19 protein-coding genes are annotated in these 23,510 nt (G+C 58.3%); 4 read left to right on the top strand and 15 right to left on the bottom strand.

Translation table 11 applies throughout. The features are described from left to right. Positions 1–2: 2 nt before the first annotated feature. The 6 genes from ftsB to cysG form a co-directional block, all read right to left on the bottom strand. Positions 3–320 carry a cell division protein FtsB gene (gene ftsB, locus FJW00_RS17065; protein ID WP_009086936.1) on the bottom strand — a complete coding sequence of 106 codons (318 nt, stop codon included), beginning with the start codon at positions 318–320 and terminating at the stop codon, positions 3–5. Between the two features lie 176 nt (positions 321–496). Continuing rightward, complete coding sequence (locus FJW00_RS17060; protein WP_140925056.1) at positions 497–817, bottom strand: DUF3561 family protein; 321 nt, start codon at positions 815–817, stop codon at positions 497–499. Positions 818–871: 54 nt separating this feature from the next. Further along, positions 872–1,477, bottom strand: a complete 606-nt coding sequence (gene cysC / locus FJW00_RS17055; protein ID WP_046102454.1) for an adenylyl-sulfate kinase — start codon at positions 1,475–1,477, stop codon at positions 872–874. After that, positions 1,477–2,904 (bottom strand): sulfate adenylyltransferase subunit CysN, encoded by a 1,428-nt coding sequence (gene cysN, locus FJW00_RS17050; protein ID WP_140925053.1) that lies wholly within the window; start codon positions 2,902–2,904, stop codon positions 1,477–1,479. Before cysN ends, cysC begins: the two co-directional genes overlap by 1 nt. An 11-nt stretch (positions 2,905–2,915) precedes the next feature. Further along, on the bottom strand, positions 2,916–3,824 hold the full coding sequence (cysD, locus tag FJW00_RS17045; RefSeq protein ID WP_009086943.1) for a sulfate adenylyltransferase subunit CysD: 909 nt from the start codon (positions 3,822–3,824) through the stop codon (positions 2,916–2,918). A gap of 9 nt (positions 3,825–3,833) precedes the next feature. Then, positions 3,834–5,249, bottom strand: a complete 1,416-nt coding sequence (gene cysG, locus FJW00_RS17040; protein WP_140925051.1) for a siroheme synthase CysG — start codon at positions 5,247–5,249, stop codon at positions 3,834–3,836. Between the two features lie 365 nt (positions 5,250–5,614). Here cysG and FJW00_RS17035 point away from each other — a divergent pair, with 365 nt between their 5' ends. Continuing rightward, entirely contained in the window at positions 5,615–6,628 is a 1,014-nt protein-coding gene (locus tag FJW00_RS17035; protein ID WP_140925049.1) for an aminopeptidase, read from the top strand. 9 nt (positions 6,629–6,637) lie between these two features. Continuing rightward, the gene (locus FJW00_RS17030) at positions 6,638–6,922 is read left to right on the top strand and encodes a YciI family protein (RefSeq protein WP_009086949.1); all 285 of its coding nucleotides are present in this window, start codon (positions 6,638–6,640) and stop codon (positions 6,920–6,922) included. 59 nt (positions 6,923–6,981) lie between these two features. On the opposite strand, the gene FJW00_RS17025 is transcribed toward FJW00_RS17030, so the two are convergent. Genes FJW00_RS17025 through cysJ form a run of 3 tightly spaced genes read right to left on the bottom strand, consistent with a single transcriptional unit; the run spans position 6,982 to position 11,245 of the window. Then, on the bottom strand, positions 6,982–7,716 hold the full coding sequence (locus FJW00_RS17025; RefSeq protein WP_111208212.1) for a phosphoadenylyl-sulfate reductase: 735 nt from the start codon (positions 7,714–7,716) through the stop codon (positions 6,982–6,984). Next, a complete protein-coding gene (cysI, locus tag FJW00_RS17020; RefSeq protein WP_009086953.1) occupies positions 7,713–9,434 on the bottom strand; it encodes an assimilatory sulfite reductase (NADPH) hemoprotein subunit in 1,722 nt (573 codons plus the stop codon). Before cysI ends, FJW00_RS17025 begins: the two co-directional genes overlap by 4 nt. Continuing rightward, positions 9,434–11,245: an NADPH-dependent assimilatory sulfite reductase flavoprotein subunit gene (gene cysJ / locus FJW00_RS17015; RefSeq protein WP_009086955.1), complete on the bottom strand. Its 1,812-nt coding sequence runs from the start codon at positions 11,243–11,245 to the stop codon at positions 9,434–9,436. Before cysJ ends, cysI begins: the two co-directional genes overlap by 1 nt. Before the next feature lie 299 nt (positions 11,246–11,544). Here cysJ and queD point away from each other — a divergent pair, with 299 nt between their 5' ends. Continuing rightward, positions 11,545–11,904 (top strand): 6-carboxytetrahydropterin synthase QueD, encoded by a 360-nt coding sequence (gene queD / locus FJW00_RS17010; RefSeq protein WP_009086958.1) that lies wholly within the window; start codon positions 11,545–11,547, stop codon positions 11,902–11,904. Between the two features lie 104 nt (positions 11,905–12,008). On the opposite strand, the gene queE is transcribed toward queD, so the two are convergent. The 6 genes from queE to rlmD form a co-directional block, all read right to left on the bottom strand. Further along, entirely contained in the window at positions 12,009–12,680 is a 672-nt protein-coding gene (queE, locus tag FJW00_RS17005) for a 7-carboxy-7-deazaguanine synthase QueE (RefSeq protein ID WP_046102459.1), read from the bottom strand. Positions 12,681–12,909: 229 nt separating this feature from the next. Continuing rightward, positions 12,910–14,205: a phosphopyruvate hydratase gene (eno, locus tag FJW00_RS17000; protein WP_009086962.1), complete on the bottom strand. Its 1,296-nt coding sequence runs from the start codon at positions 14,203–14,205 to the stop codon at positions 12,910–12,912. A 76-nt stretch (positions 14,206–14,281) separates the two neighbouring features. Beyond that, positions 14,282–15,919, bottom strand: a complete 1,638-nt coding sequence (gene pyrG / locus FJW00_RS16995; protein WP_009086964.1) for a glutamine hydrolyzing CTP synthase — start codon at positions 15,917–15,919, stop codon at positions 14,282–14,284. 232 nt (positions 15,920–16,151) lie between these two features. Then, positions 16,152–16,937 carry a nucleoside triphosphate pyrophosphohydrolase gene (gene mazG, locus FJW00_RS16990; RefSeq protein ID WP_140925047.1) on the bottom strand — a complete coding sequence of 262 codons (786 nt, stop codon included), beginning with the start codon at positions 16,935–16,937 and terminating at the stop codon, positions 16,152–16,154. 156 nt (positions 16,938–17,093) lie between these two features. Further along, positions 17,094–19,325, bottom strand: a complete 2,232-nt coding sequence (gene relA / locus FJW00_RS16985) for a GTP diphosphokinase (protein ID WP_140925044.1) — start codon at positions 19,323–19,325, stop codon at positions 17,094–17,096. Positions 19,326–19,354: 29 nt separating this feature from the next. Continuing rightward, the gene (gene rlmD, locus FJW00_RS16980; protein WP_140925042.1) at positions 19,355–20,671 is read right to left on the bottom strand and encodes a 23S rRNA (uracil(1939)-C(5))-methyltransferase RlmD; all 1,317 of its coding nucleotides are present in this window, start codon (positions 20,669–20,671) and stop codon (positions 19,355–19,357) included. A gap of 92 nt (positions 20,672–20,763) precedes the next feature. Between rlmD and barA the strand changes: the two genes are divergently transcribed. Beyond that, positions 20,764–23,493, top strand: a complete 2,730-nt coding sequence (gene barA, locus FJW00_RS16975; protein WP_009086972.1) for a two-component sensor histidine kinase BarA — start codon at positions 20,764–20,766, stop codon at positions 23,491–23,493. Positions 23,494–23,510 lie beyond the last annotated feature (17 nt).

Below are 23,510 nucleotides of genomic sequence, written 5' to 3'. Positions count from 1 at the left end.
TTTTATCGTTGTTGGTTTTGCGCTGATTGTTGCGCGTTGCGTTTGTTCTGGTCAGGCACCAGACGATAGAAGGTCTCACCGGGCTTAATCATGCCCAGCTCATTGCGTGCACGCTCCTCGATCGCTTCCGAGCCGCCATTGAGGTCATCAATTTCGGCAAACAGCTGATCGTTGCGCGATTTCAGTTTGGCATTGTTAGCCTGTTGCACCGCGACATCATCATTGACGCGCGTATAGTCGTGGATACCATTTTTCCCCAGCCACAATGAATATTGCAGCCAGCCGAGCAGCACCAGTAACAGTAACGTCAGTTTTCCCATCCCGCCCCCTAAAAACGGCCCAATCATCCCATAACTTTGCACAGGACTCCACACCAGCGGAGAAAATGGCGCGCTTTGCCGCGCGTCTGCACAAAATATGAATCAGCAGCGATTCCAGGGGGAAAAGATTTGTAACCGGCCGATGCGTTTGCACATCAGCGCAGGAGCATCAGCGCTTACCAGCCGGAGAGAAAAGAGAACATTAACCAGAAGAGAGAGACCACCAGAATCACGGTGGCGAGTGCGGTCCAGAGCCACTGTCCGCTGAGCAGGGTATTCAGGGCAATACCGGCGACCACCGCAACCGGCAGCAGCGCCAGAAAGAATGGCCAGGTATAAAGAAAGAAAAACAGCGTGTTAGAACCGAACAGCAGGAACGGGATCGCCAGCGCACACCAGTAAGCGAGAAAGCCGATCACGCAGCCCGGCAGCAGTGAGCGCGGCTCATCCGGGGTGGTGTCATCTTTACGAGCGAGCAGTGGGGTTATGTTCTGCATAGGCATCCTGTTGGTGCGAGGGCGGCAAATCAGAGACGATTTGCCGCTGTCTCTTCAGGATCTGATGATATCGCGGTCACGCAGCAGGTCTAACAATTGGGCGGCCAGTTTTGTAACCAATTGTTCGCCATCCAGCTGAATTTCCGGGCTCTCCGGGGCTTCATAAACGCTGTCGATGCCGGTGAAGTTTCGCAGTTCTCCGGCCCGGGCTTTGCGGTATAACCCTTTAGGATCGCGCGCCTCGCACACCGCTAACGGCGTATCGACAAACACCTCGATAAACTGTCCCGGTTCCAGCAGATCGCGCACCATCTGCCGCTCGGCGCGATGCGGTGAAATAAAGGCGGTGAGCACCACTAATCCGGCATCCACCATCAGTTTCGCCACTTCGCCGACCCGACGGATATTCTCTTTGCGGTCGTCATCGCTGAAACCGAGGTCACGGCACAGGCCGTGACGCACATTATCCCCATCCAGCAGATAGGTGCTGACACCGATGCGGTGCAGCGCCTGCTCCAGCGCACCGGCGACCGTGGATTTCCCCGAGCCCGACAGCCCGGTAAACCACAGCACCACGCCCTGATGGCCGTGCTGCTGTTCGCGTGCCGCGCGGGTGACCGGATGGTCATGCCACACCACGTTGTCGTCGTGCTGCGCCATTATTGACCGCCCAGCAGATCGCGCGCGTTCCAGTGCGGGAAGTGACGACGCACCAGCGCATTCAGTTCCAGCTCAAAGGCGCTGAACTCACCCGTACTGGCCGGCACATCCTGGTTGGGCTGATGGATCATGCCCGCCCCGACCGTGACGTTGCTCAGGCGATCGATAAAGATCATGCCGCCGGTCACCGGGTTCTGCTGATAGCTGTCGAGCACCATCGGTTCATTGAAGACGATCTCAATGCGGCCGATTCCGTTCAGCGGCAGCGCATCGACCTGATGGGTCGCCAGCGAGTTGATGTCGACCTGATGCAGCACCTTTTCGACCCGGCCACGGGTTTTCTTACCGGCGATTTTCAGATCGTAGCTCTGACCCGCCTGCAGCGGCTGCTCCGCCATCCACACCACGTCTACGCTGGCCGACTGCACTGCCGTCAGCGTTTCGCTGGCGTCCACCAGCAGATCGCCACGGCTGATATCAATCTCATCCTGCAGCACCAGGGTAATCGCCTCCCCTGCTCCCGCGTCCTGCAGATCGCCATCAAAGGTCACAATGCGGGCAATCGTCGACTCCACGCCAGACGGCAGCACTTTAACGCGCTGTCCTACCTGCACGCTGCCTGACGCCAGGGTACCGGCATAGCCACGGAAATCGAGGTTAGGACGGTTCACATACTGCACCGGGAAGCGCATCGGCTGATGGTCGACAACGCGCTTCAGCTCCACGGTCTCCAGCACGTCCAGCAGCGTCGGGCCGGTGTACCACGGCATGGTCTGGCTGGCCGTCGCAACGTTATCCCCTTCCAGCGCCGACATCGGCACAAAGCGGATGTCGAGATCGTCCGGCAGCTGGGCGGCGAAATCGAGATAATCCTGTTTGATCGCCTCGAAGCGATCCTGACTGTAGTCCACCAGATCCATCTTGTTGATCGCCACCACCAGGTTCTTAATGCCCAGCAGCGTCGAGATAAAGCTGTGACGACGGGTCTGATCCAGCACGCCTTTTCGCGCGTCGATCAGCAGGATCGCCAGGTCGCAGGTGGACGCCCCGGTCGCCATGTTGCGGGTGTACTGCTCATGGCCCGGCGTGTCGGCAATAATGAATTTACGCTTTTCGGTCGAGAAGTAGCGGTAGGCCACGTCGATGGTAATGCCCTGCTCACGCTCCGCCTGCAGACCGTCCACCAGCAGCGCCAGATCGAGCTTCTCGCCCTGGGTGCCGTGACGTTTGCTGTCGTTGTGCAGTGAAGAGAGCTGGTCTTCATAGATCTGACGGGTGTCGTGCAGCAGACGCCCAATCAGGGTACTTTTTCCATCGTCCACGCTGCCGCAGGTCAGAAAACGCAGCAGGCTCTTGTGTTGCTGAGCGGTCAGCCAGGCTTCAACGCCGCCCTGGTCGGCAATCTGTTGTGCAATTACGGTATTCATCTGGCGTCTCCTTAGAAATAACCCTGGCGTTTTTTCAGTTCCATCGAACCGGACTGGTCGCGGTCGATCATGCGGCCCTGACGCTCACTGGTGGTGGACACCAGCATCTCTTCGATGATCTCCGGCAGCGTCTGCGCTTCGGACTCTACTGCACCGGTCAGCGGCCAGCAGCCGAGGGTACGGAAACGGACCATCCGTTGGGTGATCTCTTCACCCGGCTGCAGATTGATACGATCGTCGTCAATCATCATCAGCATGCCGTCACGCTCCAGCACCGGACGCGGCGCGGCGAGATAGAGCGGCACGATCTCGATGTTTTCCAGGAAGATGTACTGCCAGATATCCAGTTCGGTCCAGTTCGACAGCGGGAAAACGCGGATGCTTTCGCCCTTGTTGATCTGACCGTTGTAGTTGTGCCACAGCTCAGGGCGCTGGTTTTTCGGGTCCCAGCGATGGAAGCGGTCACGGAACGAGTAGATACGCTCTTTGGCACGCGACTTCTCTTCATCGCGACGTGCGCCGCCGAAGGCCGCGTCAAAACCATATTTGTCCAGCGCCTGCTTCAGCCCTTCCGTTTTCATGATGTCGGTGTGTTTGGCGCTGCCGTGGACAAACGGGTTAATGCCCATCGCCACCCCTTCCGGGTTGCGGTGAACGATCAGCTCGGCACCCATCGCTTTCACGGTGCGGTCACGAAATTCATACATCTCGCGGAATTTCCAGCCGGTGTCCACATGCAGCAACGGAAACGGCAGCGTGCCCGGATAGAACGCTTTGCGTGCCAGGTGCAGCATGACCGAAGAGTCTTTGCCGATGGAGTACATCATCACCGGGTTGCTGAACTCTGCAGCCACTTCGCGAATGATATGGATGCTCTCCGCCTCCAGCTGACGCAGATGAGTGAGTCGTTTTTGGTCCATGATTTTCCCTCAAGCCAGATTGACAACGGCGGACTCGCGAGCCCCCTGCTGTGCTGAATGTTTAAACCAGGCAAGTTGCCCGTGCAGATTAACCACCTCTCCGATCACCAGCAGCGCCGGAGTAGGTGCCGAGGCGGCCAGCGCCTCAAGGTGTTCTAAGGTGCCGGTCAGCACCTGCTGATCCTGACGGGTGCCGCGACTGATCACCGCCACTGGCGTTGATGGTGCACGACCATGCTGAATCAGCGCCGCGCTGATAGCAGCCGCTTTAACCGTGCCCATGTAGATCGCCAGCGTCTGACGCGCACGCGCCAGCGATGGCCAGTCAATATCATCGCCATCGGGACGGCAGTGACCGGTAATAAACATCACGCTCTGGGCATAGTCGCGGTGGGTCAGCGGAATCCCGGCATAGGCCGTCGCACCGGCAGCCGCGGTGACGCCCGGCACCACCTGGAACGGGATCCCCGCCTGCTGTGCCGCCTGCAGCTCTTCGCCGCCGCGGCCAAAGATAAAGGGATCGCCGCCCTTGAGGCGCACCACCCGCTTGCCTTTCTTCGCCAGCGCGACCAGCAACTGATTAATCTCTTCCTGCGGCAACGTATGCGCGCTGGCGCGTTTACCGACGCAGATGCGGTCGGCGTCACGACGCACCAGGTCCAGCACCTCTTCGCTGACCAGATGGTCATAGAGCACCACATCGGCTAACTGCATTACCTGCAGGCCACGCAGCGTCAGCAGGCCGCTGTCGCCCGGCCCGGCACCGACCAGAAAGATCTCGCCCTGACGGGTTGGCTCTTCCAGCAGTTCACGATCCAGCGTGCGCTTCGCCTCTTCGACGTTACCGGCGGACATCTGACTGGCGAACAGACCGTCGAAGGCCCGCTCCCAGAAACGCCGACGATCGGACATGCGGCTGAAGCGCTGTTTGACCTTATCGCGCCACAGCCCGGCTACCTCCGCCATCTGACCCAGACTGGCGGGCAGCAGCGTTTCGATTTTTTCGCGCAGCATGCGTGCCAGTACCGGCGCGGTGCCGCTGGAGGAGATCGCTACTACCAGCGGTGAGCGGTCAACAATCGACGGGAAGATGAAGGTGCATTTTGGCTGGTCGTCGACCACGTTAACCAGCTTATGCCGCGCGTTAGCGGCTTCAAAAACCTGGGTGTTGAGATGGTTATCGTCGGTGGCAGCAATCACCAGGAAAACGCCATCCAGCTGAGCCGGATCAAATTCGGTCGCCACCCACTCCAGCTCCTGCTTATCCAGCAGTTCCTGCAGTTCCGGGCAGAGTTCACGAGAGGCGATCTGAACACGCGCGCGCGCGCGACGCAGCAGTTCAATTTTTCGCGACGCAATATCTCCACCGCCGACAACCAGAACCGGGCGGCCAGAGAGATCGGCAAAAAGAGGCAAATAGTCCACGTTAACCCTGATGTTTTAACTTTGTATTAACGGGACTATACGTCGCTGAGTTTATCCAGATGAAATTACGAATTGGAATGAGTAGTTACCGAATGGAATAACGGTGTCGCAAAGCACAGAACAATTTGATCTTAACAGATGAAATGTAATGGCTTTTTCGTGAACAGGCTCACAGATTCCTCCGCACCTGCTGCGCTGCAAAAGCAGATAAGTGCCAGCGCAAAGGTCTGCCTCTCTGTGCCGGAGGCGACAGCGCCCGATTCCACTAACAGGATTGCGGAACAAAAAGCGTATAATACGCCCGGCATGAGCGGCCCTGGCCCCTGTACAGGCCCGCTCCGGACAAATAAAAAAAAGGATGCACTATGTTTTGTTCCCTCCGTCTGAGGGTTGCCACTCTTTTGTCTGGCGCACTCCTCTCCCCGCTGGCACTGGCCACGCCGCCCGGCCAGTTTGCCGAGCAGCAGGTCCGGCACATCGCCACCTTTTTCCCGGGCCGCATGAGTGGCAGCCCGGCTGAGCTGATGGCGGCTGACTATCTGCAGCAGCAATTTACCGCGCTGGGTTATCAGACCAATACCCGCCAGTTCAACACCGGTTACAACTGGCAGGAAGAGGATGGCTCGCGGCGCTGGCACAAGCTGACCGCCACCTCGGTCATTGCCGCACGCGCCGGCAGCGTGCCGCAGGAGATCCTGATCGTGGCCCATCTGGATACCTGGACGCCGCTGAACAGCGCCCAGGTTCACCGCAATCTGGGCGGCCTGCGTCTGCAGGGGGTGGATGATAACGCCTCAGGGCTGGGCGTGATGCTGGAGCTGGCGCAGCAGCTGAGTCAGAAACCGCTGCACTATGGCGTCCGCTTTGTGGCGCTGAGCGCCGGAGAAGCCGATCTGCACGGCATGGATGACTACGTGGAGCGGATGAGCGCGCGTGAGAAGAAGAACACCCTGCTGGTCATCGATCTCAACAGCCTGATCACCGGCGATCACCTCTATTTTAACAGCGGCATGAATACGCCCCGGGCGGTACGCAAGCAGACCAGCGATCGGGCGCTGCTGCTGGCCCGCCAGCTCGGCATTCCCGCCGCCAGTCATCAGCTGACCCGCAAAGATGTCAGCGGGCTGAATGCCTTTGACAGGGCGGGCTTTCCGCTGCTGGATGTGACCGCCAGTAACTGGACGCTGGGGAATAAAGATGGCGCGCTGCAGCGTCACCGCAGCCGCCACTTTCCCGAGGGCGTCACCCGCCATCAGACTGACCTGGATAATCTGAACTACCTTGACCGCTGGCTGCCGGGTCAGATAGCCCGGCGAACCCATGACAGTGTCAGCGTGCTGCTGCCGCTGCTCAGAGAACTGACCAATCCCAACGTGTGAGGATCTGACATGTACGTCGTCTTTCTGAATTACATTCGGCCGGTAGAGGAAGTTGAAACCCTGCTGGCTGGCCATATCGACTGGCTCAATCGCTATTTTGACGCGGACATTTTTATTGCGGCGGGACGGAAAGATCCGCGCACCGGCGGGATGCTGCTGGTGAGGGATATTGAGCGTGAACGGCTGGAGGCGATCTTAGCGGAAGATCCTTTTGTCGCCGTGGCGCAGTATGAGGTGACAAAGGTGAATGTCACGCGGGCAGCGGAAGCCTTCAGTGGCTTAACCGGCGTCTGAGTTCGGGCAGTGACGCCCTTCTCTCCCCCCAGCCAGGGGGGAGAAAAGAGGCGCAGGATTCAGCCTTCGTGCAGGCCGCACTCACGCTTGAGACCGAAGAAGCGGGTCTCTTCTTCTGCCATACCCGGTTCCCACTTGCGGGTGGTGTGGGTATCGCCCACCGAGAGATAGCCCTCATCCCACAGCGGATGGTATTTCAGCTTGTGCTGTTCCAGATACTGATGAATCTTCCGGTTATCCCAGTCGATAATCGGCAGCACCTTAAAGACGCCGCGCTGCACGCCCAGCACCGGCAGATTCGCCCGGCTGCCCGACTGATCGCGGCGCAAACCGGCAAACCAGGTCTGCGCGCCCAGGGTTTCCAGCGCGCGGTTCATCGGTTCGACTTTGTTGATCTCGTTATACTTCTCAATCCCCTCGACGCCCTGCTCCCACAGTTTGCCGTAGCGCGCTTCCTGCCAGGCCGGGGAGGTTTCGGCGCGGAACACTTTGAGGTTGAGATTGAGCTGGTCAGCCAGCTCATCAATAAAACGGTAAGTCTCCGGGAAGAGATAGCCGGTGTCGGTCAGGATCACCGGAATATCGGGCTGCTGACGCGTCACCAGGTGCAGCGACACCGCGGCCTGAATACCGAAGCTGGAGGAGAGCACATAGGCGCCCGGCAGATGCTCCAGCGCCCAGCTGACCCGCTCTTCTGCTGACGCCTTCTCCAGCTGCGCATTGGTCGCCGCCAGCGCCATTGCACGCTGGACTTTGGACATCTCATTCAGTGTTGCGAGGTCAGGATGACTCATTTTGCCTCCTCCCAAAAGTCGCGTGCCGGGTCCAGCACCGGCGCGACAATGCCCGCGCGGATGGTGAAGTCACCAAAGCCTTCTGCGGCCTGGCGCTCGGTGGCCCAGCGTCCCACCAGCTCATCAATGGTGGCGAGAATTTCGCTTTCGTTAATGTTCTCACGGTACATGCGGGGAATACGCGTTCCGGTGCGGTTTCCGCCCAGATGCAGGTTATAGCGGCCTGGCGCTTTACCCACCAGACCCAGCTCTGCCAGCATGGCACGACCACAACCGTTCGGACAACCGGTAACGCGTAACACTATGTGCTCATCACCGACGCCGTGCGCATGCATGATGCCCTCGACTTTGGTCACGAAGGCAGGCAGGAAGCGTTCTGCTTCCGCCATCGCCAGCGGACAGGTCGGGAAGGCCACGCAGGCCATCGAGTTTTCGCGCTGCGGCGTGACGTGATCCATCAGACCATGTTCACGGGCAATCGCTTCAATCTTCGCTTTCTCGCTCTCCGGCACGCCCGCCACAATCAGGTTCTGGTTGGCGGTCAGGCGGAAATCGCCCTGATGGACTTTCGCAATTTCGGCAATGCCGCTCTTCAGCGGACGGCCTGGATAGTCGAGCAGGCGACCATTCTCGATAAACAGCGTCAGGTGCCATTTATTGTCGATGCCTTTAATCCAGCCAATGCGATCGCCACGGGTGGTGAATTCATACGGGCGGATCGGCTCAAAGGTCACGCCGGCACGTTTTTCCACTTCCGCCTTAAAGGTCTCGACGCCCACGCGCTCCAGGGTGTACTTGGTTTTGGCGTTTTTACGGTCGGTACGGTTACCCCAGTCGCGCTGGGTGGTGACAACCGCTTCAGCCACGTCGAGGATCTTATCCACCGGGAAGTAGCCAAACTCGCTGGCGGTGCGTGCGTAGGTCGCTTTGTTGCCGTGCTCGATCGACAGGCCGCCGCCTACCAGCAGGTTAAAGCCCACCAGCTTGCCATTTTCAGCGATCGCCACGAAGTTCAGGTCGTTGGCGTGCAGATCCACGTCGTTGTGCGGCGGGATCACCACCGTCGTTTTGAACTTACGCGGCAGATAGGTTTCACCGAGGATCGGCTCTTCATCGGTGGTCGCGATCTTTTCCTTATCCCACCAGATCTCGGCATAGGCACGGGTGCGCGGCAGCAGATGCTCAGAGAGCTTCTTCGCCCACTCATACGCTTCCTGATGCAGCTCCGACTCAACCGGGTTCGAGGTGCAGAGCACGTTACGGTTGACGTCGTTGGCGGTCGCCAGCGCGTCCAGCCCCACTTCGTGCAGCATCTGATGCGTCGGCTTCACGTTCTTTTTCAGAATGCCGTGAAACTGGAAGGTCTGACGGTTGGTCAGACGGATGCTGCCATAAAGGGTTTTGTCGGTGGCAAATCTGTCGATCGCCAGCCACTGGGTCGGCGTAATAATTCCGCCCGGCAGACGGCAGCGCAGCATCATGGCGTGGCGCGGCTCCAGCTTCTGCTCAGCACGCTCGGCACGGATGTCGCGATCGTCCTGCTGGTACATGCCGTGGAAACGGATAAGCAGGAAGTTATCGCCGGTAAATCCACCGGTCAGACCCTCTTCCAGATCTTCTTTAATAGTGCCGCGCAGATAGTTGCTCTGCTTCTTCAGACGCTCGGCGTCGGTTAATTTGCCTTCTACAACCAGCGGTCCAGGGTGTTTATCGCTCATTAGTAAACGTCTCGCTGATAACGGCGCTCAATGCGCAGCTCACTTAAAAATTCGTCGGCCGTTTCACGATCCATTCCGCCGTGTTCGACCACCACATCCAGCAATGCCTGCTCGACGTCTTTTGCCATGCGATTGGCGTCGCCACAGACATAAAGATGCGCGCCCTCCTGAATCCAGCGCCACACTTCGGCACCTTTCGCGCGGATCTTATCCTGAACGTAAATCTTTTCAGCCTGATCGCGTGACCAGGCGAGGTCGATATGGGTCAGCAGACCATCCTTCACATATTTCTGCCACTCGACCTGATAGAGGAAATCCTCGGTGAAGTGGGGATTGCCAAAGAATAGCCAGTTTTTGCCGCCCGCACCGTCGTTATCGCGCTGCTGCATAAAGGCGCGGAAGGGGGCGATGCCGGTGCCCGGCCCGATCATGATGACCGGAGCATCCGGATCGGCCGGCAGGCGGAAGTTGTCGTTATGTTCGATGAACACCCGGACCTCGCCCTCTTCTTCGATCCGATCGGCCAGCCAGGTGGATGCACCGCCGCCACGCTGGCGACCTTCAATATCAAAGCGAACGGCACCCACGGTGATATGCACTTCGGTATCGGTCTCTGCCTGAGAGGAGGCGATAGAGTAGAGTCGCGGCGTCAGCGGACGCAGCAGTCCGGTCAGCTGTTCTGCGCTGAGCTCAGACGGAGCCAGGCGCACCATGTCGACGATGGGGTACTGCTGCGCATAGTGCTGCAGTCTGGCTTTATCATCCACCAGAGCCAGCAGTTCGGCGTTACGCGACAGCTGAGCGTACTGCGCAACAATCTGCGCCGTGTTCACCGTCAGTTCGAAATGCTTCTGCAGCGCCTCGGCCAGCGGCAGCGTGCTGCCCTGAACCTCAACCGGTTCATCGCCTTTCAGCCAGACCAGCTCCAGCAGTTCGCTGACCAGCGCCGCGTCGTTTTCATACCAGACGCCCAGCGCATCGCCGGGCTGGTAGCGCAGACCGGAGTCGCCCAGATCGATTTCGATATGGCGCACATCTTTGTCGGAATCGCGTCCGGTGATTTTCTGATTCACCGCCAGGCTGGCGCTGAGCGGCGCCTCTTTGCTGTAGGGGCTGGTGGTCACTTCGTTGACGCTGCCTGCCACTGTCGCGGCCGCCTGCGCCGGCGATTCGGTCGGCACCCGCGCTTTGAGGATCGCTGTCAGCGCACTGCGCCAGGCCGTGGCCTGCTCCGCATACTCGACATCCGCATCCACGCGATCAAGCAGGCGCTCGCCGCCCAGCTCGGCCAGACGGCTGTCAAAATCTTTGCCCGCCTGACTGAAGAATTCATAGGAGGTGTCGCCCAGGCCAAACACGGCAAAGGCGGCCCCCTCCATTTTCGGTGCCTTTTTCGACATCAGGAACTTATGCAGCGCCACCGCCTCTTCAGGCGGTTCGCCCTCGCCCTGGGTCGAGGTAACGACGACCAGCATCTTTTCCTGGCCAATCTGTTTGAACTTGTAATCACCGGCGTTCACCAGGTTGACATTCAGCTTCGCGGCCAGCAGGTCATCACGCAGCTGCTCGGCCAGACGACGGGCATTGCCGGTCTGTGAGGCGGAAAGCAGTGTGATAACCGGTGCTTCAGCGGCCGCCGCAGGCGGTGTGCTGCTGGCGACGGCGCTACCCGGTGCCTGTTCTACCCTGCCCCAGAAATAGCCTGACAGCCACGCCAGTTGAGTCGGGGAATAATCTGTCGTCGCCGCCTGTAAGCGGGCGAGTTGTTCCGGAGAGAGCGGAAGCATTGAACCAGGTGCCTGAGTCGTCATCGCGTTAAAAATTCCAGTATCAGAAGTCCGGACCGTAAAATGGCGGAAGAGTGCGTAGGTTACCGGGCTGTATATTAACGATTAAATACGCCTTCGACATATCAAATAACCAAAATGACTAAATGGTTTTTCAGGTAGGATTAATCAGCAAAAGTGGTAAGCAAAGCGGCGCTATATCAGTTAATTAGCTGGACATCAGAGGAAGAGGGGTGAAGAAAAAGAACGCTTCGTGCGCAGCGGGTGCGAAAAAAGCGGTAATCAGGTAGAATCCAGCGGTTTTTTAATGTCTGAGAACCACTATGTCTACCACCCTGTTTAAAGAATTCCAGTTCGAGGCCGCGCACCATCTTCCGAATGTGCCGGCCGGACACAAATGTGGCCGTCTGCACGGTCATTCGTTCCTGGTTCGTCTGGAGATTACCGGCGAAGTGGATGCGCATACCGGCTGGGTTATGGATTTTGCTGAACTGAAAGCGGCGTTTAAGCCGGTCTACGATCGGCTGGACCACTACTACCTGAACGATATTCCCGGCCTGGAAAATCCCACCAGCGAAGTGCTGGCGAAATGGATCTGGGATCAGATGAAGCCGCAACTGCCGCTGTTAAGCGCGGTCATGATCAAAGAAACCTGCACTGCAGGCTGCGTTTACCGCGGCTGACCCTGTCGGATCGAATCCTTCGATCCGACGCGGCTCCCCTTTTTCACCTCTGCCATCCCCTGCCCTGCACTCCCCTCCGCGCGCAGAAACCGCTGCGATGAAAATCAGGCGATATTGAGATATTTGTGGGTCTGCATCGACAGACGCCAGTTGCGGGCGATGCAGGTCTCAATGCAGAGGCGGGTCGCCTCCTCTTTGCGGCTGATGGGCTGAAGCGCGATGATGCGCGGTTTGCTGTCCTCAATGCCCGCCAGTAGCGCATCCAGTGCCTCGACATCACGCTGGCGCGCCACCGGATGTTTGATTTCATCAGCCCGGCTCAGGGCCTGCGGCAGCACGTCGTAGCCGCCGCGCATGTTCACCTTCGGCGACACCGTCACCCAGGTCCGTTCAGAGCAGTGGATTTCGTGAGTGCCACTGGTCTCAATCTGGCACTGAAAACCCTGCTGCTCCAGCGCAGCGGTTAACGGACGCAGATCGTATATCGCCGGTTCACCGCCGGTAATCACCACGTGCCGCGCCGTCCAGCCCTGCTGTTCGATGGCGCGAAGCAGGGTCGCCGCGTCGGCATCGCCCCAGGCGTCACTCTCCACCGTTTTGATCAAAATATCGCCCAGCGAGGTCTCCCGATCTGCCCGCTTGTCCCAAGTATGTTTGGTATCGCACCAGCTACAGCCCACCGGGCATCCCTGCAGGCGGATAAAGAGAGCAGGCACGCCGGTGTAGTAACCTTCGCCCTGCAGTGTCTGGAACATTTCGTTAATCGGGTAGAACATTTTTTACTCGCCTGGATAAATCGGGGCGCTGATTATGGCAGATTTGTCGCGCAGCTCAACCACGCGTTGTGCCTTTTCTCCGCGCGCAGGGAAGTGCACGGGCCGACAGGAATGCCGCTTGATCGGGCCCTGCCATCCGTGACTGTACACTGCATAAACAGAAAGCCCCGCACAGGGCGGGGCTTTCTGTTTATGCGATGCCACGCAACGTGGCATCAGCACCGGGTCATTACTGACCTTTTACTTCTTTCAGACCGTTGAATGGCGCTTTAGAACCCAGCGCTTCTTCGATACGGATCAGCTGGTTGTACTTAGCAACACGGTCAGAGCGGCTCATTGAACCGGTTTTGATCTGGCCTGCTGCAGTACCAACCGCCAGGTCAGCGATGGTCGCATCTTCGGTTTCACCTGAACGGTGAGAGATCACCGCAGTGTAGCCCGCGTCTTTCGCCATTTTGATCGCAGCCAGAGTTTCGGTAAGAGAACCGATCTGGTTGAATTTGATCAGGATGGAGTTAGCGATACCTTTTTCGATACCTTCTTTCAGGATTTTGGTGTTGGTTACGAACAGGTCATCACCCACCAGCTGGATTTTGTCGCCCAGAACTTTGGTCTGGTAAGCGAAGCCGTTCCAGTCAGATTCGTCCAGGCCATCTTCGATAGAGACGATCGGATACTGTTTAGTCAGATCTTCCAGGAAGTGGGTGAACTCTTCAGAGGTGAACGCTTTACCGCCTTCACCGGCCAGAACATATTTGCCATCTTTGTAGAACTCAGATGCCGCACAGTCCATCGCCAGGGTGATGTCTTTGCCCAGCTCGTAGCCTGCTGCTTTTACCGCTTCTGCGATAACAGCCAGTGCTTCAGCGTTGGAACCCAGGTTTGGTGCGTAGCCGCCTTCGTCACCGACAGCGGTGCTCATGCCTTTGCTTTTCAGCACTTTTGCCAGGTTGTGGAACACTTCAGAACCCATACGGATGGCTTCTTTCACGTTAGCTGCGCCAACCGGCTGAATCATGAACTCCTGGATGTCGACGTTGTTGTCAGCATGTTCGCCACCGTTGATGATGTTCATCATTGGCAGAGGCATAGAGTATTTGCCTGGGGTGCCGTTCAGTTCAGCGATGTGCTCATACAGTGGCTGACCTTTAGACGCCGCCGCCGCTTTTGCCGCCGCCAGGGAAACGGCCAGAATGGCGTTTGCACCGAAGTTAGATTTGTTCTCAGTACCGTCCAGGTCGATCATGATCTTGTCGATGTTCGCCTGATCTTTCGCGTCTTTGCCTTTTACCGCTTCAGCAATCGGACCGTTTACTGCAGCAACGGCTTTGGTTACGCCTTTGCCCAGGAAACGTGATTTGTCACCGTCACGCAGTTCCAGCGCTTCGCGTGAACCGGTAGAGGCACCTGATGGCGCAGCGGCCAGGCCTACGAAACCGCCTTCCAGATGCACTTCAGCTTCAACAGTCGGGTTACCACGTGAGTCGATAATTTCGCGACCGATGACTTTTACGATTTTGGACATTACGATTTTCCTCAGTACAAGTTAGTCAATCCTAAGACAAACAACGCGCGAAAAGTTCGCGCGCTGTTTGTGAAATTTACTTCGCTAAACGCTTCTGATGCTCATGCGCGGCTTTCACAAAGCCGGCAAACAACGGATGGCCGTCGCGTGGTGTCGAGGTGAACTCCGGGTGGAACTGGCAAGCCACAAACCACGGATGGTTCGGGATCTCAATAATCTCAACCAGCTGATCATCACCAGAGCGACCCGCCACGCGCAGACCGGCTGCTTCAATCTGCTTTAACAGCATATTGTTGACTTCATAGCGGTGGCGATGGCGCTCAACGATGGTGTCAGAGCCGTAGAGCTGGCGAACCTGGCTGCCCGGCGTTAACTGACACTGCTGGCTGCCCAGACGCATGGTGCCGCCCAGATCGCTCTGCTCGCTGCGGACTTCGACGTTGCCCTCTTCGTCACGCCATTCGGTGATTAACGCCACCACCGGGTATTTACAGTCTGGCACAAATTCGGTGGAGTTGGCGCCCGGCATCCCGGCGACATTGCGCGCAAACTCCATCAGCGCGACCTGCATGCCCAGGCAGATACCCAGGTACGGCACATTGTTTTCACGCGCATACTGCGCGGTCATCAGCTTGCCTTCCACACCGCGGTAACCGAAGCCACCCGGAATCAGAATCGCATCCAGATCTTTCAGCAATTCGACACCGCGTGATTCCACATCCTGCGAATCGATCAGTTTGATGTTCACGGTCACGCGATTTTTCAGGCCGCCATGTTTCAGCGCTTCGATCACGGACTTGTAGGCATCCGGCAGCTCAACATACTTGCCCACCATACCGATGGTGACTTCGCCACCCGGATTGGCTTCTTCGTAAATCACCTGCTCCCACTCGGCCAGGTTGGCTTCCGGTGCGTTCAGGTTGAAGCGCTTGCAGATATAGTCATCCAGGCCCTGCGATTTCAGCATGCCAGGAATCTTGTAGATGGAATCGACGTCCTTCAGCGAGATCACCGCTTTTTCAGGGACGTTACAGAACAGGGCGATTTTGGCGCGTTCGTTAGCCGGTACGGCACGGTCAGAACGGCAAATCAGCACGTCTGGCTGAATACCGATCGACAGCAGCTCTTTCACAGAGTGCTGAGTCGGTTTGGTTTTGACTTCACCCGCCGCCGCCATATAAGGCACCAGCGTCAGGTGCATGTACATGGTGTGCTCGCGGCCCACATCGACGGCCATCTGACGAATCGCTTCCAGGAACGGCAGCGATTCGATATCGCCTACCGTGCCGCCGATTTCGACCAGCACGACATCATGACCTTCGCCGCCTTCAATGATGCGTTCTTTGATGGCGTTGGTGATGTGCGGGATAACCTGAATGGTTGCGCCCAGATAGTCGCCCCGGCGCTCTTTGCGCAGGACATCTGAGTAGATACGACCCGTGGTGAAGTTGTTGCGACGCGTCATTTTGGTGCGGATGAAGCGCTCGTAGTGACCCAGATCCAGGTCAGTTTCGGCGCCATCGTCAGTGACGAAAACTTCGCCGTGCTGCGTCGGGCTCATGGTGCCTGGATCCACGTTGATATACGGGTCCAGCTTCATGATGGTCACGTTCAGACCACGGGCTTCGAGAATGGCTGCGAGGGAGGCTGCGGCAATGCCTTTACCCAGAGAGGAAACGACCCCGCCGGTCACAAAAATATAATTCGTTGTCATGCTGAACCTGAGAGTTTAGGTTTAAAGACGGTGGAATAACCAGGACGGGAAAACAGTATACTGGAAACCGCTATCAGCCACAATTGATGAATCACAGCCATCCTCCAACGCATTGCTGCGGCTAACATAGCGGATAGCCGCCAAAGAAATGTTGACGTGCGTCACAAAGTTGATGGCGCGCTGAATCGTGTAAGCGCAAACGGCGACTTTATGCACAGCGCTGGAATAATCATCACTTCTCCCCGGCTTTGACCTGCTGCCAGGCGGCCTCCATCTGTTCCAGCGTCGCACCCGGCATACTCAGTCCCTGCGCAGCAATTATCGCTTCCACCGCGCGGAAGCGGCGCTCAAACTTGTCGTTGGCCTTCTGCAGCGCGGTTTCTGCTTTGCTACCCAGATGGCGCGACAGGTTGACGGTGGCGAACAGCAGATCGCCAATCTCCTCTTCCAGCTTTTCGCTGTCCACCACGCTCTGCTGCGCCTCATGCATGACCTCATCAATCTCTTCATGCACTTTCGCCACCACCGGCCCCAGGGTGGTCCAGTCGAAGCCGACATTATGGCAACGCTTCTGGATCTTATGGGCGCGCATCAGCGCAGGCAGTGCTTTGGGGATGTCGTCCAGCGCCGAATGCTGCGCTTTCTCTGCCCGTTCGGCGCTCTTAATCGTTTCCCAGTTTTTCAGCACCTCCGTGCTGGTTTCCGCCGTGGCCTCGCCAAAGATGTGCGGATGACGGCGCTCCAGCTTGTCGCTGATGGCGTGGCAGACATCCTCAAAGTTGAAGCGATCCGCTTCGCTCGCCATCTGAGCATAAAAGACCACCTGAAACAGCAGGTCGCCCAGCTCGCCGCGCAGGTCGCTGAAATCTTCGCGCTGGATGGCGTCCAGCACCTCATAGGTCTCTTCCAGCGTATAGGGCGCGATGGTGGCAAAGGTCTGCTCACGATCCCACGGACAGCCATGCTCTGGATCGCGCAGGGTTTTCATAATGCCAAGCAGGCGCTCAATAGCGTTCATTCGGGTAGATCCTTGATTGATGGTCAGATGACAGGAAACAGAGAGGCGCATGACAGGCGCTGACGGATGCAGTAACGCGCGTCCGGCAGCGCCCCGGGGTGCAGATTGCGCCCGCGCAACCGCACGCTGCCGGTTGCCGCAGGGCCTGATTGACAATCAGTGCAGGCGACGGGCGTCAATGATATCAGAGACCTGGTTCAGACGCGCCAGGACACGTCCCAGTACCTGATGGTTGTAGATCTCGATGTCCATGTCGATGGTGGCGAGCTGTTTTTTGGTGTCGCTGCGGCTGGACACGCCCAGCACATTCACTTTCTCATTGGCAAGAATGGTGGTGATGTCGCGCAGCAGCCCGCTGCGATCGTTGGCCGTCACCCGCACCACCAGCGAATAGCCGCTGGAGTAGCTTTCGCCCCACACCGCATCGACGATGCGTTCCGGGGCGTGGGAAATCAGTTCGGCCAGCTGGTCGCAGTCGGCGCGGTGGATAGAGATGCCGCGCCCCTGGGTGATGAAACCGACGATATCGTCGCCCGGGATCGGCTGGCAGCAGCGGGCGATATGGTGCATCAGATTGCCCACCCCTTCCACGACCACACGCCCGCTCTCTTTGCGCGTCGGCGGAGTGTAGGCTTTCTGCGTCAGCTGGCGCAGCGCCTCGCGATCTTCCTCTTCGGCGCTCGGCTTGTTCAGCTTCGCCTGCAGGAAGTTCACCATCTGGTTGAGACGAATATCGCCGCCGCCAATCGCCGCCAGCAGCTCTTCAAGCGAGGTCACGTTATAGCGCGGCAGCAGCAGTTTTTCCGCCTCGCGCAGGCTGATATCGAACTGGTTCAGCTCGTTATCCAGAATCTGCCGTCCGGCGGCAATGTTCTTGTCGCGATCCTGCTTGCGGAACCAGTTGTGGATCTTCGAGCGTCCGCGGCTGGTGGTGATGTAGCCCAGGTTCGGGTTGAGCCAGTCGCGACTCGGGTTCGGCTGCTTCTGGGTAATCACCTCAACCTGGTCGCCCATCTGCAACTGATAGGTAAACGGCACAATACGGCCGCCAATTTTTGCGCCGATGCAGCGGTGACCGATGTCGCTGTGAATATGGTAGGCAAAGTCGAGCGGTGTCGATCCGGCAGGCAGATCCACCACGTCCCCTTTCGGGGTAAAGACGTAGACCCGGTCATCAAACACCTGGCTGCGCACCTCTTCAAGCAGCTCGCCCGAGTCCGCCATCTCCTCCTGCCAGCTGATCAGCTTACGCAGCCAGGCGATGCGCTCTTCGTGGCCGGCAGCGCCACGCGCGCTGCTCGAGGTTGGGCCCTCTTTGTATTTCCAGTGCGCCGCCACCCCCAGCTCCGCATCTTCATGCATCTGGCGGGTACGGATCTGAATCTCCACCGTTTTGCCCTGCGGGCCTAACACCACGGTATGAATCGACTGATAGCCGTTGGGTTTCGGGTTGGCGACGTAGTCATCAAACTCGCTGGGCAGATGGCGATAGAGCGTATGCACCGTGCCCAGCGCGCCGTAGCAATCCTGCAGGCGATCGGCCACGATGCGCACCGCCCGCACATCAAACAGCTCATCAAAGGCCAGCGACTTTTTCTGCATCTTACGCCAGATGCTGTAGATATGTTTCGGACGACCGTAGACCTCGGCGCGCACGCCCTCTTTGGCCATCTCTTTGCGCAGGTTGCTGACGAAGTTGTCGATATACTGCTCGCGGTCGATACGCCGCTCATGCAGTAACCGGGCGATATGCTTGTATTCGTCGGGATGCAGGTAGCGGAAGCAGTAATCTTCCAGCTCCCATTTGAGCTGACCGATGCCGAGACGATTGGCCAGCGGGGCATAGATGTTGGTGCTCTCTTTGGCCGCCAGCACCCGCTCATCTTCCGGCGCATCTTTCATTTCGCGCAGGTTCATGATGCGTTCGGCCAGCTTCAGCACTACGCAGCGGAAATCTTCGACCATCGCCAGCAGCATACGGCGGACGTTATCGACCTGTTCAGAGGCCATGGAGTCGTTGTGAATCGCTTTCAGCTGGCGGATGGCGTCCATGTCGCGCACGCCGTGCACCAGCGAGACGATGCCTTTGCCGACGGCGGTTTCCAGCTCCTCCTCACTCACCACTTCATCGTTAGCCAGCGGGAAGATCAGCGCCGCACAGAGGCTTTCGATATCCATGCTGAGCATGGAGAGGATTTCCACCATCTCGATCCCGCGCCACAGCAGCAGCGACTGATCGGGATGGTCCTGCGTCTGCGCTTCACAGTAGCGCCAGGTATCGGCAACGCGTTGACATGATTGCGGGTTGGCGATACCGAGACTGGCGATCCACTGGTCGAGGGCAAATTCCCCCTCAGTATTTAAATGCGCACTTCTGACCGCAACCATAACCTCTCCTGCACAACGACATACATCGCTTATGTTTTTCTGAACAGCACCATGGATTCGAGATGACGGGTATGAGGGAACATATCCAGCATCGCGACCCTTTCCAATTGGTAGCCTGCCGACAGCAAGACCTGACTGTCGCGGGCGAGTGTTGTTGGATTACACGACACATAGACCACGTGTTCTGGCGCAAGTTTAACCACATGTGCCATCACGCCCGCAGCCCCGGCGCGTGCCGGATCGAGTAATACCTTGTTAAATCCCTGTGCCGCCCACGGCTGGCGCGACACCGTCTCTTCCAGATTATGCTGAAAAAAACTGACGTTTTTAAGATTATTCGAATCAGCATTATACGCTGCCTGCCGCACTAATGCTGCAACCCCCTCCACACCAACCACATTTTGTACGAAGATTCCTATAGGAAGTGTGAAGTTTCCCATGCCGCAAAAGAGATCCAGAACCCGGTCTTCCGGTTGCAGATCGAGCCAGGCTATCGCCTTTGCCACCATCTGCTGATTCACCGCATCGTTAACCTGAATAAAGTCCTGCGGACTGAAGGTTAGCTTAAGCTGGTGAGAGTGATAAAAAGGTGTCTGGGTGGTTAACGACGTTAACCCTTCATCACCCGCATCCAGGAAGAGCATCAGCTGATGCTTATGCGAAAACTGTTCCAGTTTTTCACGGTCGTCCGGGTGCAGCGCATCAAGATGGCGCAGGATCATCAGCGGGCCGTTATCCGCCAGCACCAGTTCCACATGACCGAGACGCCTGACGGCGTGCAGTGCACTCAGGCAGTGGTGCAGCGGCACCAGCAATGCCTCAAGTTCGGGCACTAAAACGGGGCAGTGCTGAATATCGACCAGATCGTTGCTCGCCTCCTGGCGGAACCCCATCTGCAGCCGCTGCGCTTTATTCTGCCACTGCAGACCCAGACGGGCGCGACGCCGGTAGCCCCAGGGTTCACCGGCGATCACCTCATTCACCGCGATCGTCTGCGCGGCGGCCTGGCTCAGCATCCGGCTCAGCGCCTGAGCTTTGCTCTGCTGCTGCAGCTCCACCTCTGCATGCTGCTGCTGGCAGCCACCGCAGCGATCAAAGTGGGGACAGCGCGGTGCAACTCGTGCCGGACTGCGGCTCAGCAGCCGTTTCACTTTCCCCCGGGCAAACTGGCGTTTATCCTCTGTCAGCGTGATCTCCGCCTGCTCACCCGGCAAGGCACCGGCGACAAAAATCGTTTTGCCTTTGTGACGCGCCACGCCCTGACCGAACGGATCGAGCTCATCGATGGTGACGGTGATCCGCTGTTGTGTCGCCACGCGCTGTTTTGCAACGTAAAATTGCGCCATAGTGTTATCAGTTCTCTTTATCGAAACGACCTGCACGGTGCTGTCGACAGGATGTGCAGGGAGGTTAATGCCGGAGTAGCCAGGCGACTATTATGACCAAATACAGCCTGCGGGCGCGAATGATGATTTTAATTCTGGCACCCACGCTGATGGTTGGCCTGCTGCTCAGCTCATTTTTTGTGGTCCATCGCTACAATGAACTGCAGCGCCAGGTAATCGATGCCGGGGCGAATATCATCGAACCGCTGGCGATCTCCAGCGAATACAGCATGACCTGGGACGATCGCGATGCGATGCGGGAGCTGGTGAGTTTACTGCACCGCCGCCACTCCGGCATCGTCCGGGCGATCTCGGTGTTCGATAATCATAACCAGCTCTACGTCACCTCCAATAACCGGCAGAATCTCAGCCTGCTGCAGCAGGAGGATATCCACGCCCTGCCCGATGATGTCTCCATGGAGCGTCACGGTAATCTGTTGATTCTGCGCACGCCGATCACGGCCGAGCGTTACGATCTGGATGAATTGCCCGATGAAAAGGTCAAACCCTCGGGCAACCCCCTGGGCTATGTGGCGATTGAACTCGATCTGCAGTCGGTGCGCCTGCAGCAGTATAAAGAGGTGTTTGTCGCGACCCTGATGCTGCTATTCTGCCTCTGCCTCGCAATGCTGTTTGCCTATCGTCTGATGCGTGATGTCACCGGCCCGATCCGTAACATGGTGACCACCGTTGACCGCATCCGCCGCGGTCAGCTCGACAGCCGCGTTGAGGGGTACATGCTGGGCGAACTCAGCACGCTGAAAAACGGCATCAACGCCATGGCGATGTCGCTGACCGCCTATCACGAAGAGATGCAGCACAACATCGATCAGGCGACGTACGATCTACGGGAAACGCTGGAGCAGCTGGAGATTCAGAACGTCGAACTGGATCTGGCGAAGAAGCGCGCTCAGGAAGCGGCGCGCATCAAATCGGAGTTTCTGGCAAACATGTCGCACGAGCTGCGAACGCCGCTTAATGGCGTGCTGGGCTTTACCCGCCAGATGCTGAAAACTCAGCTGCGCACGACCCAGCGCGACTACATGCAGACCATCGAGCGCTCGGCCAACAACCTGCTCAGTATCATTAACGACGTGCTCGATTTTTCGAAGCTGGAAGCGGGCAAGCTGATGCTGGAGGCGATCCCCTTCCCTCTGCGTGCCACCCTGGATGAGACCCTGGTGCTGCTGGCCCCGTCGGCGCATGACAAGGGGCTGGAACTGACGGTGGTGTGCGACAGCAGCGTGCCGGACAACGTCATCGGCGATGCGCTGCGCCTGCAGCAGATTCTGATCAACCTGATTGGCAACGCCATCAAGTTTACTGAACAGGGCCATATCGGCCTGCGCGTCACGCAACGCGTTATGACCCAGACGCGCGTCGAGCTGGAGATTCAGGTAGAGGATAGCGGCATCGGTATCTCTGAGCAGCAGCAGACGCAGCTGTTTCAGGCGTTCCGCCAGGCCGACGCCAGTATTTCGCGCCGTCATGGCGGCACCGGGCTGGGGCTGGTCATCACCCAGAAACTGGTGCGGGAGATGGGCGGGGATATCACCTTCAGCAGCCAGCCGGATCAGGGCTCTACTTTTGTGATTCGCGTGCAGCTGGATCTTAACCCCAACGCGCCCGGTATGCCGCGCGTGCTGGAAGCGCTGTCACAGTCCCGCATCGCCTATGTCGAGGCGGATGCCACCGTCGCCCGCGCGGCGCTGGAGATGCTGAGCGCCACGCCGTTGCAGATCGACTACAGCGAAACGCTGGAGGGCCTGCCGGCGTCCCACTACCCGCTGCTGCTGATGGCGATGCCGGTCAGTATCAGCCAGCCCGAGCTGCTGAACGAGGGGAGGATCAATGCGCTGCTGGATCGGGCTGACAATGTGCTGATGGCCCTGCCCAGCCCGATGATGCTGCTGGCTGATGAACTGAAGGTGCGCGGCATTGACGGCTGCATTGCGAAGCCGATCTCCCTGACGCGACTCCTGCCGATGCTGCTGGATCTGCACACCCGCCAGATCAGCGAGCTGCCCTTCTCGCCGCGCCTGCCGCTGACGGTGATGGCAGTGGATGATAACCCTGCCAACCTCAAGCTGATCGGTGCGCTGCTGGAGGAGCAGGTGCAGAATATCCTGCTGTGCAGCAGCGCCGAACACGCTATCCGCGAGGCGCGCCAGCAGTCGCTGGATGTGATTCTGATGGATATTCAGATGCCTGACATTGATGGCATTCGCGCCAGCGAAATCATCCGTGGTCTGCCGCTGCACGCCACGACCCCCATCGTGGCGGTGACCGCTCACGCCATTGATGGCGAACGCGAGCAGCTCATCAAAGCGGGCATGAATGACTATCTTGCCAAACCGATTGATGAGAGCAAGTTGAGGCAGCTGCTGGCGCGCTATACGCCCGCGCCGGTGGTCGCCGTGCCGGAACTGCCGCCGATACTGCCGACGCTGGACTGGCAGCTGGCACTGCGGCAGGCGGCGAATAAACCCGACCTGGCACGGGATCTGCTGCGGATGCTGCTGGAGTTTTTACCGGAAGTTCACGCGAAGATGGCGCAGTTTATGGCCGCCAATGAGGTCACGGCCCTGCGGGAGATCATTCACAAGCTGCACGGCAGTGCCAGCTACAGCGGCGTGCCGCGCATGAAGCAGCTCTGCCATCAGCTGGAGAGAGAGCTGCTGCAGGCCAGCGATATCGCCGCCCTGGAGCCGGAGCTGCTGGAGCTGCAGGATGAGATGGAGAACGTGGCGCGTGAAGCCCGGCAGCTGCTGGGCATCGGGTAATCCGGGCTGGCCGCAGG

This window comes from Pantoea anthophila, from assembly GCF_006494375.1.
GTDB classification, from domain to species: Bacteria; Pseudomonadota; Gammaproteobacteria; order Enterobacterales; family Enterobacteriaceae; genus Pantoea; species Pantoea anthophila.
Note: the sequence above shows the minus strand (reverse complement) of the source record. Positions and strands in the feature narration are given on the sequence as shown.